Genomic DNA, 14,650 nt, shown 5'->3' on the forward strand with positions numbered 1-14,650 from the left:
GAACTGGGCTGTTTTTATTATTGTCCAGATGTGCTGGTTGAAGGGTTAGTTGTATCACTTGACCCTGTTTCACCAGAGGACGGATTGGTTTGTGAATCTGTTTCAGGTGAAGATTCAGCAGGAAGCTTTAAATGCGTCCGTAATTCATTTTGTACGTTAGCTAGATTGGTTGGATCTGGCTCAAAGTAATACGTGCGATTTGGCCCTAAATAAAGGTCTGATCCTTTAATAGAAAGTGTTTCTGTGTCGTCTCCTTTAAATCCGCTGTAGATTTGTTGAAGCGCAAGACCTTCTGTGATACGGAAATTGGTCGTAATGTGATCACTGACTTCTTTAGCAATGTTATCGACGTTCGCAATGTTATTTGGCTTCGCCATTTGATCAATCATTGCACGTAAAATTTGTTTCTGACGATCGTTACGACCGAAATCACCGCGTGGATCTTGTTTTCTCATCCGTGCGTAAGCAAGTGCTTCTTCCCCATTTAAATGCATATTGCCTTTTTTGAAGTAAATCTTTTTCGATTTTTTAACATCACTTTTTTCATTGAAGTCAAATGGAACATCAATATCAATTCCGCCGACCTCATCAATGACATCCTTGAATCCGTCAAAATCAACGGTTGCATATTTATCGATCGGAATATGCAAGAATTGTTCGACAGTTTCAATCGTTTCGTCTTTACCACCTTTAGCAAATGCTGCATTGATCTTTTCTTTACTGCCTGTCGTATCACTTGCAAGCTGTACGCGTGTGTCACGAGGGATACTAACCATTTTCATCGTTTTGTCTTGAGGGTTAATCGTTGCGACAATGAGTGAATCTGAACGGCCATGATCACCCTTTGTGGCATAATCCTCAATTCCGACAAATAGCACAGAGAAAGGTTTTTTCTTAATATCAATGACAGCATCACGAAGCTTCGATTTCTCTCCGCGCTCTAGTTCATCATATGTTTTGTCAGCTGCTTGAAGTGTATTGACGATTTTATATACCGCAAATCCGCCCATGCAGATGATAAGAAGCAAAAATAAGACCAGAATACGTTTGAAAATTTTCTTCTTCTTACTCTTTTTCTTTCGTACGCGCACTTTTACTCGTTGTGCCATTCATCTGTCTCCTTTATCGGACCAATGTCCTTTTCTAAATAAATCAGTTCGCCTTCTTTTGTAACACTCTTTCCATTTGTCAGCTCAGTCATCCACTCAATGAACTGCTCTGTTTGTGTTTCTTCGACATATGTCTCAAAAATAACATCTTCTGCATAATGGATTTCTTTTAGCTGAAAAGATGAGGCTCTAAGCTCATTCTCTACCTTTCCAAGCCATGTATAATCTATTGTTGTGTGCATTGTACGCATTAAACAGCGCTCTACCATACCAACATGGTTGATAGCTTCTGATACAGATTTTCCGTAGGCACGAATCAATCCACCGGCACCAAGCTTAATACCGCCGAAATAACGAGTGACCACAACGACTGTATCTTTCAGCTTCCGTTTTTTTAGCACTTCAAGCATTGGCACACCTGCTGTACCGCTTGGTTCACCATCATCATTCGCTTTTTGAATCAGGTCATGTTCACCAATGAGATAGGCTGAACAATTATGTGTGGCATTCCAATGTTGTTTTTTAATGGATTGTATAAATGCTTGTGCTTCTTCTTCTGAGACAGCACGCTGTATATGACAAATAAAACGTGATTTTTCAATGACGATCTCATGCTCGCCACGACTTTTTACTGTAAGATAGCGATTCAGCAAAAGACATACCCTCCTGACAAGCAAATTGTAAGACTAGTGAAAATTTGCATTGGTTTTAGAATTTTACAGCGTATTTTGTTATGATGATAGGAGTGGAAAAAGGGTCGTCATAAAAACTTCATGATTTATACGCATTCTTTCATTATAATTCGACATAAATTGCAGATCAATGACATTTATAATAAAAAAACATGACATCACTGTTACGGGAGGGAAAAGCCATGACAACACCCAAAATGGATCCGAAATTATTGGATTCAATCATCATGAAAATGCTAAGTACAGTTGATGGCAGCAAGGACGAAGTATTTAGAATAGGCGAACAGTCCCGTCAACAATATGAAAGCCTAGTGGAAGAGCTCAAGCAAATCAAGCAGCAAGTAAACGAAGTAATTGATTTTGGGGACAAGCTGGAAGTCCATACAAGACATGCTAGAAATCGCTTATCTGAGGTCAGCAGAAACTTCAACAAATTCAGCGAAGAAGAAATACGTGAGGCCTACGAAAAAGCACATAACTTGCAAGTGGAACTCACCATGATCCAGCAGCGTGAGAAGCAGCTGAGAGAAAGAAGAGACGATCTGGAAAGACGATTATTAAGCTTACAAGACGTCATTGAACGTTCTGAAACGCTTGTGAGTCAGATTACAGTTGTTCTCAACTATCTCAATCAGGATTTACGCCAGGTCGGCGTTTTACTTGAAGATGCTCAGGCAAAACAAGATTTTGGTCTCAGAATTATTGAAGCCCAAGAAGAAGAACGCAAAAGAGTGTCTCGGGAAATTCATGACGGCCCTGCTCAAATGCTGGCAAACGTGATGATGCGTTCTGAATTAATTGAACGAATCTTTAGAGACCGCGGTACAGAAGAAGGCTTTAAAGAAATTAGAAGTCTCAGACAGAATGTGCGAAATGCACTGTACGAAGTGAGAAGAATCATTTATGATTTAAGACCGATGGCTTTAGATGATCTGGGTCTGATTCCGACACTAAGAAAATACTTAAACACAATTGAAGAATATGATGGAAAAACCAAAATTACGTTCCAATGCCTAGGTGATACAGAAAGCGAAAGAATTGCTTCTCAATTTGAAGTAGCACTGTTTAGACTAGCCCAAGAAGCTGTCACAAATTCATTAAAGCATTCTGAAGCTGAAGAAATCTCTGTCAAAGTAGAAGTAACGAAAGACTTTGTGACCTTAATTATTAAAGACGATGGAAAAGGCTTTGATATGAAAGATGTGAAAACAAACAAAAACAAATCCTTCGGTTTACTTGGCATGAAAGAACGCGTAGACTTACTGGAAGGTAAAATGACCATAGACTCAAAAATAGGTCTAGGGACATTCATCATGATTCGCGTGCCATTAACATTGCAAAATAAAATTGTAAAATAGAGTCAAAAGACATATTGACCATAAAGTTCAGGTGTAGAACAATAAACATGGGGAGGCGTAGCTTGTGACTAAAGTAAATATTGTAATTATTGATGACCACCAATTATTCCGTGAAGGTGTCAAACGGATTTTAGATTTTGAACCTACTTTTGAAGTAGTTGCAGAAGGAGACGACGGTGACGAAGCTGCACGTATCGTAGAACACTATCATCCGGATGTTGTCATTATGGACATTAATATGCCGAATGTAAATGGTGTTGAGGCTACAAAGCAGCTTGTTGAGCTTTATCCCGAATCAAAAGTCATTATTCTATCTATTCATGACGATGAAAACTATGTAACACATGCATTGAAAACAGGGGCGAGAGGCTACCTGTTAAAAGAAATGGATGCAGACACACTCATCGAAGCAGTGAAAGTTGTAGCTGACGGAGGCTCTTATTTACATCCGAAAGTCACTCATAACTTAGTAAATGAATTCCGACGCCTAGCGACTAGCGGAGTTTCAGCACATCCACAGCACGAGGTATATCCTGAAATTCGCAGACCACTTCATATCTTAACTAGACGTGAATGTGAAGTTCTTCAAATGTTAGCTGACGGAAAGAGCAACAGAGGAATTGGTGAATCGCTCTTTATTAGTGAGAAAACAGTCAAAAACCACGTGAGTAACATTTTGCAAAAAATGAATGTAAACGACCGTACACAAGCTGTTGTTGTAGCTATTAAAAACGGCTGGGTAGAAATGAGATAATGTTCCGGACAAGTACTCCTTTTTCGCCTGTTTTTGGTTCTCTCACATTTTAGCTGGAGAGATATGATAGGACAGGGTAAGGAGTCTTTTTCGGATATAGCGGGCTTGCCTATTGATTAGGCAGGCTTTTTTGATTACTATTATAAATCTAATGAAAAAATAATCATTCTTTTAAAATAAAAAGAGTAACTTAACAAATAAGGAAGGTATTTAAGAATGAAAATAGCCGTTGTAACAGACAGTACTGCTTATTTACCACAAGAGCTGCGTGATAAATATGATATTCATATGATCCCCCTCAACGTCATCTTTGGCAGCGAATCATATCGTGAAGAAATAGAAATGGACTGGAAGACATATTATGAAGAAATCAAAAAACACAAAGATCTTCCAACAACCTCTCAGCCTGCTTTCGGTGAATTAATAGCCCTATATGAAAAACTAAGTGAAACATACGACGCCGTGATTAGTATTCACCTTTCAAGTGGAATTAGTGGAACATACAATAGTGCTGCCTCAGCGAATGATTTAGTTGACGGGATCGACATTTATCCGTTTGATACAGAAACAAGCTGTATGGCACAAGGTTTTTATGTGTTAGAAGCTGCTGAAAAAATCCAAGAGGGTGCTTCTTTAGAAGAAGTGTTAGCCCATCTAAATTACCTGAAAGAAAGTCAGCGGGCGTATTTTATGGTAGACGATTTAACTCATTTGCAAAGAGGCGGCAGATTAAATGGTGCTCAGGCTTTTATTGGAAGCCTCTTAAAGGTAAAGCCTATTCTGCATTTTGACAACAAGCTAATTGTTCCTTTTGAGAAGATTCGCACACGTAAAAAAGCCATTTCACGTATGTTTGAATTATTTGATGAAGATGCATCACGTGGTGTTCCGATGAGAGCAACTCTGATACATGGTAATAGAGAAGAAGAAGCAGAAGAATTAATTGCGCACTTATCCGAAAAATATCCTCATGTTGAATTTTATAAAAGCTACTTTGGCGCCGTGATCGGCACCCATCTAGGTGAAGGCTCTTTAGCCCTTGGCTGGGTGATTAGATAAATCCTAAAAACCTCTTTTCTTATGGAAAAGGGGTTTTGTTTTTCTATTTTACCTGTTGGACGAAAGGTCATGTCTTTGCGCATAATAGGCAAACATCAATTGAAAGGTGTTTGGTGAAGTTGAACATGGACAAAGTAATGAAACTAAAGCAGCAGCTGCATTCACGTCATCTGCTCACTGTTGAAACAAGGTGCTCACAGTCCAATTTAGATTGGCTGGAGGAGAAAGGCTTAGTCAATCGAACACCTGCCATTGAGAGGAAAGCAGATGGTTTTACATGCTGCAGGTGTGGTGTATCACATAAGCGGTACTTTGCTCACTCTCCATGTGAAGTGTGTCAAAAGGATTGTGTGTACTGTAGATCATGCATCATGATGGGAAAAGTAACTGAATGTGGATTTCTTTATGAATGGACAGGTCCACAAATGGTAGAAACATATCGAGCCGAATTAACATGGCAGGGAGAGCTGTCTAAAGGACAAAAAAGAGCATCAGAAAGAATGATCGAAGCTATTAAAAACAAATTTGATCTACTCGTCTGGGCGGTTTGCGGGGCAGGGAAAACGGAAGTGCTCTTTCATGGAATTGAATATGCATTAAATCAAGGAATGAGTGTCTGTATTGCGACACCTAGAACAGATGTTGTGCTTGAACTCGAACCACGGCTTAGAAAAGCACTTCAAGGGATAACAATAGCCGTACTTTATGGAGGCAGTTCACAAAGGTTTCAAATGGCACCGCTTGTGATCGCCACAACCCACCAGCTGATGAGATACAAAAATGCATTTGATGTGCTCATTGTAGATGAAGTCGATGCCTTCCCTTATTCAATGGATGAACGTCTCCAATTTGCTGTTCTAAAGGCGATGAGAAAGAACGGAGGGGTAAGAATTTATTTAAGTGCGACACCCTCTAAAAAAATAACGAGAGAGGTTTCTCGTGGAAAACTGGAAGCGATAAAAATTCCTCTGCGTTTTCACCAGCAACCATTACCCGTCCCGACCTTTCAATGGATCGGACACTGGAAAAAGAAATTAAAAAAGAAGCAGCTTCCTTCTAAAGTAATGAATTGGATGCAGAGACATATTGCAAATAAGAGAAGAGTATTACTTTTTGTTCCTTCAATTGCTGCCATGAAGAAAGTAACGAAGATTCTTCGAGAAAACACCTTAAATGTAGAGGGAGTATCTGCCGATGATCCAGATAGGAAACAAAAGGTTCAGCACTTTAGAGATTACACATACGATGTACTAGTTACAACCACTATTTTAGAAAGAGGCGTAACTATTCCAAATGTACAAGTGGGGGTACTAGGTTCGGAATCTACTATTTTTACAGAGAGTGCACTTGTTCAGATTTCTGGAAGAGTGGGCAGACATCCAAATTATTGTACAGGAGATGTTTTCCTTTTTCATTTTGGTTTAACGAGAAGTATGAAACAAGCAAAGAAGCATATCGTAAAAATGAATGATACGGCTGCAAAAGAGTTTTCTGAAAAACAGTGTGGCTTCAACTAAATCATGGTACATTATATTCACAATACACAAATGGCAGGAGAGACAAAATATGCTACTCAATGCAAAAGAAATACTACTCAAGGAAATTCTCTATCAATATCTCAACCAATTAAACATGATTTGTCATTGTGAAAAGTGTATAGAAGATGTATTAGCAATTTCACTAAATCAAGTGAAACCACAATATATAACAGATATCGATAAAATAACTTACAGTAAATCTGAGATGGTCGATAAACAGAAGAATACGGCTATGCTGGTCATTCTGACAGAAGCAGCTTCCAAGGTCTCCGCATTTCCAAGGTGCGAAAATCGTCTGCTGCTGAACAAGGAAATCAATTGATTTGCCCAATTTGCGATGGGCATTTTGTGCCTGCTTTTACATGGAAATCATTACTTCTATTAAATGATGATCGGCTTTGTGTAGCATGTAAGAATCACTTAGTAAAGATTGAGCGTCCTATTTGTCCAACCTGTGGAAGGGCGCAGTCAAATGACCAAATGTGCCAGGACTGTGATAGATGGAATGAACGCCCTGATTCTACTAAAGTCCTTGTGAAAAATAGGTCAGTTTATACTTACAACGAGTTGATGAAAGATGTCCTTGCCCGCTTTAAATTTCGGGGTGATACGGCTTTAGTTGAGCTGTTTAAACGAGATATACAAGCAGCATTTAAACGTTCCTTCTGCATAAAAGAACCATTGCTGATCCCGATCCCTTTAAGTAATGAAAGACTAAAAGAAAGAGGGTTTAATCAGTCCGTCGTCATTGCTTCCTTGATAGGTAAGCCGATATTGCAGCCACTCGTGAAAATACATCAAAGTAAGCAGTCCAAAAAAAAGAAAAATGAACGCCTAGATCAAAAAGGATTGTTTCAAATAAAGCAAACAGATGTGATTGTTCAAAAGGATATTATATTAGTTGATGATATCTATACAACGGGAGCAACCATCTATGATGCAGCAAGAATTTTAAAAGAAGCAGGTGCCAAAAGTGTTTCTTCTTTTACGTTGATACGTAGTTAAAAATCATGATAATTAACCGATAATAAGTAAAGAAAATAACGTAAGGGGTTTTGGTTATGAATCAATTGGCAAACTGTCCACAATGTAATCAGCTATTTTTAAAAACCACCATCCAAACGGTTTGTAACAAATGCTTTGAAGAAGAAGAACGTTCTTTTGATATCGTTTATAAATTCTTGAGGAAGCAAAGTAATAGACAATCAACCATCGCTGAAATAGTAGATGCAACAGAAGTTGATGAAGAATTAATCTTGAAATTTATCCGTTTGAAAAGACTGCAAATTAGTCAATTTCCGAATATTAATTATCCTTGTGAAAGATGTGGCAAAGCGATCAGGAAAAACAAGCTGTGCAGCCAATGTGAACAGGATATTCATTCGCAAATAAGCCAAATGAACCAAGAAGAAGAGCGTAAAAGGGAGATTGAATCTAGGAAAAAAGACACTTATTATGCCATTAATCCTAAAAACGACTGATTCCCTAAACTAAGTTGCAGTTTGGTCGATAAAATGGATAGAATCAAGACAGACTGTAACGGAAAGCGAGAGGAATCCCGTGAAAATTAATCGATATGGAACACAGCCAGTAAATCCTTACAAGAAAACATATGAGAAACAAACGTTGCAATCGAATCAAGCAAAATCAACTGATAAAGTCGAAATTTCTAAAAAGGCAATCGAAATGCAAAAGGTGCCGAATATTATGAGAGAACGCCAAGATAAAATAGACCAAATTAAAAAAAGCATTGAAGCCGGAACATATCAAGTAGATACAAAAGGCATTGCAGATAAGATGCTGAATTTTTATAAACAACAATAACAAAAGGGAGCAGCGTGAATGTCAGTTAAAATAATTATTGAAGAACTGCATCGTCTCTATGGATTGCATGAACAGCTTTTAAAGCTGTCTAAGGATAAAACAGAAATGCTGAAAAGCAATGAGATTGATGCTCTTTCAGAGGTTCTGAATTTAGAGCAAAAGTATATTCAGGCCATTTCTCAATTAGAAGAAAAACGAATTGAAGCGACCGTTCAATTTTTACAAAGTGATCAATCGCCAACTATCACTGCATGTATCGAAAAGGCTGAAGGTACAGATCAAGAAGTGCTCATTTCATTATATGAGAAACTAAAAGACATCATGGTGGAACTAAAAGATGTAAATGAACTGAACAAACAGCTTATTCAGCAGTCACTTCAATTTATTTCACTGACATTCGAGCTGGTTAACCCTAATAAAGAAAATATGAATTACGGACAAAATGGTCTTGAGAGTTCAAAGCCTAAACAGCAAAGGGCTTTGTTTGATTCAAAGGCATAAACAAGGAGGATACCAATGGGTTCTACATTCATGGGACTAGAAACGGCAAAAAGAGGAATTACAGCCCAGCGTGCAGGGCTTTATGTCACATCAAACAACGTCTCCAATGCCAATACGGAGGGCTACTCAAGACAAAGAGTGACCTTTAAAGCAGAAAATCCTTATCCAGTCATTTCTGTTTATGATGGCAAGACGTATGGTCAAATGGGGACAGGTGTACAAGTTGGAACGGTTGAAAGAATTCGAGACAGCTTTTTAGATCTACAATATAGAGATCATAACAACAACTTGTCTTACTACTCAACGAAGTCAGATGCCCTTTCCCAGATGGAAGGGGTTATGAATGATTTGACGGATGAAGGCTTGAACAGAGCCTTTGATAACCTTTGGAAATCATTACAGGTGTTATCGGAAACTAAAAATGCTGATACAGCTTCTGCACGTACAGTAGTTAAAACAAGTGCACAGGCTTTAGTTGACCAATTCCGTCTGCTCAATTCTTCTTTAACAACAATACAAAAGAATTTGAAAACGGAACTCGATTCAACAGCTAAAGATGTAAACACTCTTTTATCTCAAATAGATGAAGTGAACAAACAGATTGCAGCAGTTGAGCCAAATGGATATCTTCCAAATGATCTTTATGATACACGTGATACTTTGGTAGATCAATTATCCTCACTTGTTGATATTAAGGTCAGCTACAATCCACCTGGCGGTAATGCACTCAAAATTGCTGAAGGAACTGTCAACATCGACATTATCGGTGCAAATGGACAATCTGCAGGAAACATTTTGAATGGTATTACGAACGAAAAGTCTGAACTGCAAATCTCTTACGATAATACAACGGGACTTGTTAACTCACTTCAATTCGGAACAACAACTATTGCAGCGGATCAATTACAAGTGAACGGTAAAGTAAAAGCACTTGTTGAGGCTTATGGCTACATGTCAAATGGTGCTGAAAAAGGTATGTATCCAGATATGCTTGCAGAGCTTGATGAAGTAGCACAAGTATTTATGGATACATTTAACGATGTACATAAGCAGGGGTACACGTTAAATGGTGCAAGTGGGCAAGACTTTTTTGATATTGAGAATAACAATGAATTGAATAAAGGGTTGGCAGCTCGTATTAAAGTGAGCGATGTCATTTTAGCATCAACAGATAATATTGCAGCATCTCTCAATCAAACACAAGGTGACGGTTCGAATGCTACAAAACTAGCTAATATACAAGATTTAAAGTTACCAATCGGTGGAAATACAACGACAATTCAGGATTATTATCAAAATGTCATTGCTGAGATGGGGATACAAGGCAAAAAAAATATGACGCTTGAAAGCAGTTCAGCTGCTCTTGTCAATTCAGCCAATGAACGTAGAATGTCGACAAGCGCTGTCTCTATTGATGAAGAAATGACGAATATGATTCAATTTCAGCATGCATATAATGCGGCTGCGAGAATTATGACATTACAAGATGAAGTATTGGATAAGGTAATAAACGGCATGGGTGTCGTAGGAAGGTAGGGATAACAGATGCGAGTCACACAAGGAATGATTTCACAAAACTCACTGCGTAATATTAGTAAAAGTTATGAAAAACTATCTAAAATTAATGAACAGGCACAAACAGGCAAACGTTTTACGAAAACGTCTGATGATCCTGTTGCAGCAGTAAAAAGCCTTCAATATAGTACTGCCTTGTTTCGAAATGAACAATATAAAAATAACTTAAATGAAGCGCAAAACTGGATTGAAACATCGGAAACAAGTGTCACAGAAATCATTGATATTATGTCTAATATACGAGATAAAGTGCTTGATGCGGCGAACGGAACAAAGCAGCCGGAAGATTTAGCAGCTATCGGAGTGGAAATTGGCCAGATGAAGAATCAAATCATCGATGCAATGAACACCCAAATGCTAGGTAAGTTCGTATTTAATGGAACAAATACAAATGTTAAACCAGTTGTTGAGAATGCAGACGGAACGTATACATTTAACTTCGAAAATTATACAGATGCGAATACTGTTCAAGCGAATATTTCTGATGGCATCACTTTAAATGTAAACTCAAATCCAATCTCAGCGTTTGGAGGACAGGCCAGCGGTCAAAATGTCATTGAAATGCTGACTGATTTAGAAAATTCATTGAAAAATGGAACATTCGCGAATTCAGATGATGCATTAGGAAGTATTGATCAGTTTAAAGAAGTGATGAGTGCTGAGCGATCTGACCTAGGAGCACGTTCGAATCGTGTTGACTTAGTAGAGAGTCGTTTGACTTCACAATTCGAAGTCCTGAAAAATGCTAAATCAGATAATGAAGATGTTGAAAGTGAAAAGGCAATTCTTGATCTTCTTCAACAAGAGACAGTGAATAGAGCTGCTTTAGCGACAACAGCTAAAGTCATTCAGCCATCCCTTGTTGATTTCTTAAGATAATAAAAAGCATCCGATGGGTGCTTTTTTGCATCATGGAGGTGAACATATGCAAATCCCTAGATTGTTAATGCAGCAAACCTATGCAAAGCTTCAAATGTGGACAACTCCTTCCCGGCAAGAAGTAGAGCAGCCACGAGCGGACCTTGAGATTCAGCAGCCACGAGCTGTCATGAATATCAAAAGGACACCGTCGAAATTAACCATTGATCAAACCGAGGCATTTGCCGATATGGACATCAAGTCGATTTTTAGGCGTTCTGAGGAATGGGCAGCTGAGGGGAAACGTGCTGTTGGAGAAGGAATGGGCCGAAGAGCGGAAGAAGGAAGTGAACTCATTAAAATCGAGAATGGTGGGAATGCGATTGCTGAGTTTGCCAAAATCAATGGCAGTCCTCCAGCAAAACAATTCACCATTGGTGTGATACCTTCATTCTTTAGTGTGAAAATTCACTATCAGCCTTCTGAACTTCAAATTGATGTGGAGCCGCAAAAAGCTGTCATAGAGGCAACTCCACATAAACCAATCGTTAACTACCAGCCAGGTAAGGTCAATATTGATATGTTACAATACCCAGAATTAAAAATAGAAGTTGACGAAACGGGCCAAAATGGTGATAAGGTATAGTTAAGAAAAACGAAAAAGGTCGTGAATTATGATCATTCAAACAAAATACCATGGTGAAGTGACAATCAAAGAGGAGCAAATCATCAACTTCTCTAATGGGATACCAGGATTTCTGGATCAAAAACAGTTTGTCATTTTGCCTTTATCAGAAGAGTCTCCATTTTTAGTTCTTCAATCATTGAAAAACTCGGCATTAGGCTTTATCGTCAGCAGCCCGTTTTTATTTTTCAATCAATACGAATTTGATTTAGACGAAACGGTTGTAGACATTTTGGAAGTAGAAGATGCCAATGATGTGGAAGTAATGGTTATTTTAACAATGGAATCATCTATTGAAAAAACGACAGCCAATTTAAGAGCGCCTATTATTGTGAACCGGAAAAACATGAAAGCAAAGCAGGTGATTTTGCATGATTCAGCCTATCATACAAAACATTTGTTAGAGGTGGCTTCCTCATGTTAGTGCTGTCTCGTAAATTAAACCAGTCGATTCAAATAGGCGATGATATTGAAGTCAAGATTATTTCAATAGAAGGCGATCAAGTGAAAGTCGGGATTGAGGCTCCTAAGCACATCGATATTCACAGGAAAGAAGTGTACCTGTCTATTCAAGAAGAGAACAATCGTGCTGCGAGTTTATCCTTAGATCTCCTCTCTCAATTATCCTCACAAAAAAAGTGAGGATTTTTTTATCGCATTCAGTTGTCCTTCTCCGTGTGAAAGCGTTTCGATACCAATGTTCATAATCTATTTGAAACTTTAACAAATCGGTCCATCTATATTTAATTTGCAAATTCAAAGCCGATATAAAAGATAGATTAAAGCACAGGAGCTGAATAACTATGTCTGTTGGTAAGTTGACATCGCTAGAGCCAATTATCGATGCATTTCAAACCCGTGTTTCTAATAACCAGAATGACAATGTAAACTCAGAATTACAAGCAAATGGCAATGTCGTTTCAAAAGAAGAAATTGAAAAAACGCTTCAAGGGGCAAACCAGCTCATTGAGCCTACGCAATTTCATCTGCAATTTGAATTACATGAAAAACTCAATGAATATTATGTCAAAGTCGTAGATAACCAAACAGAAGAAGTCATTAGAGAAATTCCGTCCAAGGAATGGCTTGATTTCTATGCGGCAATGACAGAGATTGTCGGTTTATTTGTAGATAAAAGGATGTAAATGAAGGGAGAACATAAACAATGGTTAACCGAATTACTGGATTTTCAAATGTGTTTGATATTGATGAAATCGTCTCAAAGCTAATGAAAACTGAGCAAGCACCACTTGATAAAATGACACGTCAAAAACAGACACTCGAATGGCAAATGGACAGCTATCGTGAGGTCAATTCGAAGATAAAAGAATTAGATGATTTGATTACCAGCTTAAAGTTAAATCTTCCAAGCACATATGGTGCCAAAAAAGTAACAAGCTCAAATGAAGCGGCTGTCACAGCAACTGGATCAACAAATGCGACCTCTGGCTCTATTCATGTCACTCAACTAGCGACAGCTTCTGTCTTCAAATCCTCTGGTACATCTGGATTTACACCAGCAAACGGCACGTTTACGTTTGAAGTGACGACACCAGATTCAACAGAACCGAAAATGGTGACGATCAATACTTCTGATTCCGATACAATCGATGACATCGTGAAAAAGCTAAACAACGCGCAATTAGGTGTGACGGCTTACAAAGGCCAAATCTCTGATGGCACTAACTACGTGGATACAATTGCTCTTACTTCTCGGACAACGGGTGAAGGTGTCAGTATTAAAGCAGCTGATGGCGATTCAGCTTCATTTTTAACGCAATTAGGCTTCCAAGTAGATGGAGATAACAAATTAGTTGCGACTACTCAAGGACAGAAGGCACAATACGAGATTAATGGCCTGAAAATGGAAAATAACAACAATACATTTGAACAGGCTGGTATTACGTACGAACTTAAAGGAACAACGGATCAGCCTGTCAGCTTAAACGTTTCAACAGATGTAGATGCAATCTTTGATAAAATTAAACAATTTGTTGATAAGTACAATGAGCTCGTTGAGCAGATTAATGGTAAAGTCAATGAAAAAAGAAACAGAGACTATCAACCATTAACAGCAGAAGAGAAAAAAGGGATGTCTGAAAAAGAAATTGAGCTATGGGAAACGACCGCGAAGTCTGGCTTGCTGAGAAGTGATTCCATTTTACGATCTGGTGCCTCTAAAATAAGAAGTGATTTGTATGCTAATATTACGACAAGTGATGGGAATAAAATTCAACTCACACAAATCGGTATTTCGACATCATCCAGCTATAAAGATGGTGGGAAGCTTGAATTTAGTAAGGATAGTGATGGAGTAGAGAAATTAAGAAAAGCCATTGAAGAAGACCCAGAGAAAGTCAGACAAATGTTTATCTCGGGTAGTTTAAATGTGGATTCAAAAGATAAAGAAAAAGCGCAGCAGCAATATCAAGAACAAGGAATCATTTATCGTGTCAAAAATTCCTTAACCGCCTTCTCGAAGAGCATTCGAACAAAGGCTGGCAGCACAACGATGGAATTAAAGGAATACGGACTTGGTAAGGACCTTGATTCTTTGACAAAACGAATGAGCACATTCCAAGATCGTTTAAAAATGGTGGAAGCCCGTTACTACAAAAAGTTTAACGCCATGGATAGTGCGATTCAAAAGCTAAACAACCAATCTGGCTACCTTTCTCAACTGCTTGGACAATAATT

Annotated in this window: 18 protein-coding genes; 16 read left to right on the forward strand and 2 right to left on the reverse strand. The window is 38.3% G+C overall.

The window, feature by feature from the left end; genetic code table 11:
* Positions 1-17 precede the first annotated feature (17 nt).
* Positions 18-1,109: an LCP family protein gene (locus ACLGGR_RS07665; protein WP_410972828.1), complete on the reverse strand. Its 1,092-nt coding sequence runs from the start codon at positions 1,107-1,109 to the stop codon at positions 18-20.
* Positions 1,094-1,762 (reverse strand): YigZ family protein, encoded by a 669-nt coding sequence (locus ACLGGR_RS07670; RefSeq protein ID WP_012011434.1) that lies wholly within the window; start codon positions 1,760-1,762, stop codon positions 1,094-1,096. The genes ACLGGR_RS07665 and ACLGGR_RS07670 overlap by 16 nt, the downstream gene beginning before the upstream one ends.
* Positions 1,763-1,983: 221 nt before the next feature.
* On the opposite strand from ACLGGR_RS07670, the gene degS reads away from it, so the two are divergent.
* The 16 genes from degS (at position 1,984) to ACLGGR_RS07750 (ending at position 14,648) form a co-directional block, all read left to right on the forward strand.
* The gene (gene degS / locus ACLGGR_RS07675; RefSeq protein WP_003213166.1) at positions 1,984-3,159 is read left to right on the forward strand and encodes a two-component sensor histidine kinase DegS; all 1,176 of its coding nucleotides are present in this window, start codon (positions 1,984-1,986) and stop codon (positions 3,157-3,159) included.
* A 64-nt stretch (positions 3,160-3,223) separates the two neighbouring features.
* Positions 3,224-3,913: a two-component system response regulator DegU gene (gene degU / locus ACLGGR_RS07680; protein WP_008348273.1), complete on the forward strand. Its 690-nt coding sequence runs from the start codon at positions 3,224-3,226 to the stop codon at positions 3,911-3,913.
* 216 nt (positions 3,914-4,129) lie between these two features.
* The gene (locus tag ACLGGR_RS07685) at positions 4,130-4,972 is read left to right on the forward strand and encodes a DegV family protein (RefSeq protein ID WP_410972829.1); all 843 of its coding nucleotides are present in this window, start codon (positions 4,130-4,132) and stop codon (positions 4,970-4,972) included.
* 125 nt (positions 4,973-5,097) lie between these two features.
* Positions 5,098-6,489, forward strand: a complete 1,392-nt coding sequence (locus ACLGGR_RS07690) for an ATP-dependent helicase ComFA (protein WP_410972830.1) — start codon at positions 5,098-5,100, stop codon at positions 6,487-6,489.
* Between the two features lie 49 nt (positions 6,490-6,538).
* Positions 6,539-6,832 (forward strand): late competence protein ComFB, encoded by a 294-nt coding sequence (gene comFB, locus ACLGGR_RS07695; protein ID WP_142945313.1) that lies wholly within the window; start codon positions 6,539-6,541, stop codon positions 6,830-6,832.
* Positions 6,793-7,515 carry a ComFC family protein gene (locus tag ACLGGR_RS07700; protein WP_410972831.1) on the forward strand — a complete coding sequence of 241 codons (723 nt, stop codon included), beginning with the start codon at positions 6,793-6,795 and terminating at the stop codon, positions 7,513-7,515. Before comFB ends, ACLGGR_RS07700 begins: the two co-directional genes overlap by 40 nt.
* Before the next feature lie 56 nt (positions 7,516-7,571).
* On the forward strand, positions 7,572-7,991 hold the full coding sequence (locus ACLGGR_RS07705) for a TIGR03826 family flagellar region protein (protein ID WP_142945312.1): 420 nt from the start codon (positions 7,572-7,574) through the stop codon (positions 7,989-7,991).
* A gap of 79 nt (positions 7,992-8,070) precedes the next feature.
* Entirely contained in the window at positions 8,071-8,334 is a 264-nt protein-coding gene (gene flgM / locus ACLGGR_RS07710) for a flagellar biosynthesis anti-sigma factor FlgM (protein ID WP_024423620.1), read from the forward strand.
* Between the two features lie 18 nt (positions 8,335-8,352).
* Positions 8,353-8,835, forward strand: a complete 483-nt coding sequence (locus ACLGGR_RS07715) for a flagellar protein FlgN (protein ID WP_251215995.1) — start codon at positions 8,353-8,355, stop codon at positions 8,833-8,835.
* A 15-nt stretch (positions 8,836-8,850) separates the two neighbouring features.
* Complete coding sequence (gene flgK / locus ACLGGR_RS07720; RefSeq protein WP_410972832.1) at positions 8,851-10,371, forward strand: flagellar hook-associated protein FlgK; 1,521 nt, start codon at positions 8,851-8,853, stop codon at positions 10,369-10,371.
* A 9-nt stretch (positions 10,372-10,380) separates the two neighbouring features.
* A complete protein-coding gene (gene flgL / locus ACLGGR_RS07725) occupies positions 10,381-11,289 on the forward strand; it encodes a flagellar hook-associated protein FlgL (RefSeq protein ID WP_251215993.1) in 909 nt (302 codons plus the stop codon).
* A gap of 46 nt (positions 11,290-11,335) precedes the next feature.
* Positions 11,336-11,914: a DUF6470 family protein gene (locus tag ACLGGR_RS07730; RefSeq protein ID WP_251215992.1), complete on the forward strand. Its 579-nt coding sequence runs from the start codon at positions 11,336-11,338 to the stop codon at positions 11,912-11,914.
* Positions 11,915-11,942: 28 nt separating this feature from the next.
* A complete protein-coding gene (fliW, locus tag ACLGGR_RS07735) occupies positions 11,943-12,377 on the forward strand; it encodes a flagellar assembly protein FliW (RefSeq protein ID WP_075611996.1) in 435 nt (144 codons plus the stop codon).
* Positions 12,371-12,595, forward strand: coding sequence for a carbon storage regulator CsrA (gene csrA, locus ACLGGR_RS07740; protein WP_008360181.1), 225 nt, complete (start codon positions 12,371-12,373; stop codon positions 12,593-12,595). The genes fliW and csrA overlap by 7 nt, the downstream gene beginning before the upstream one ends.
* Before the next feature lie 161 nt (positions 12,596-12,756).
* Positions 12,757-13,098, forward strand: coding sequence for a flagellar protein FlaG (gene flaG / locus ACLGGR_RS07745; RefSeq protein ID WP_251215991.1), 342 nt, complete (start codon positions 12,757-12,759; stop codon positions 13,096-13,098).
* 20 nt (positions 13,099-13,118) lie between these two features.
* Positions 13,119-14,648 carry a flagellar hook-associated protein 2 gene (locus ACLGGR_RS07750; protein WP_410972833.1) on the forward strand — a complete coding sequence of 510 codons (1,530 nt, stop codon included), beginning with the start codon at positions 13,119-13,121 and terminating at the stop codon, positions 14,646-14,648.
* Positions 14,649-14,650: the final 2 nt, after the last annotated feature.

Source organism: Bacillus sp. BD48 (genome assembly GCF_046566805.1).
Taxonomy (GTDB): Bacteria; Bacillota; Bacilli; order Bacillales; family Bacillaceae; genus Bacillus; species Bacillus safensis.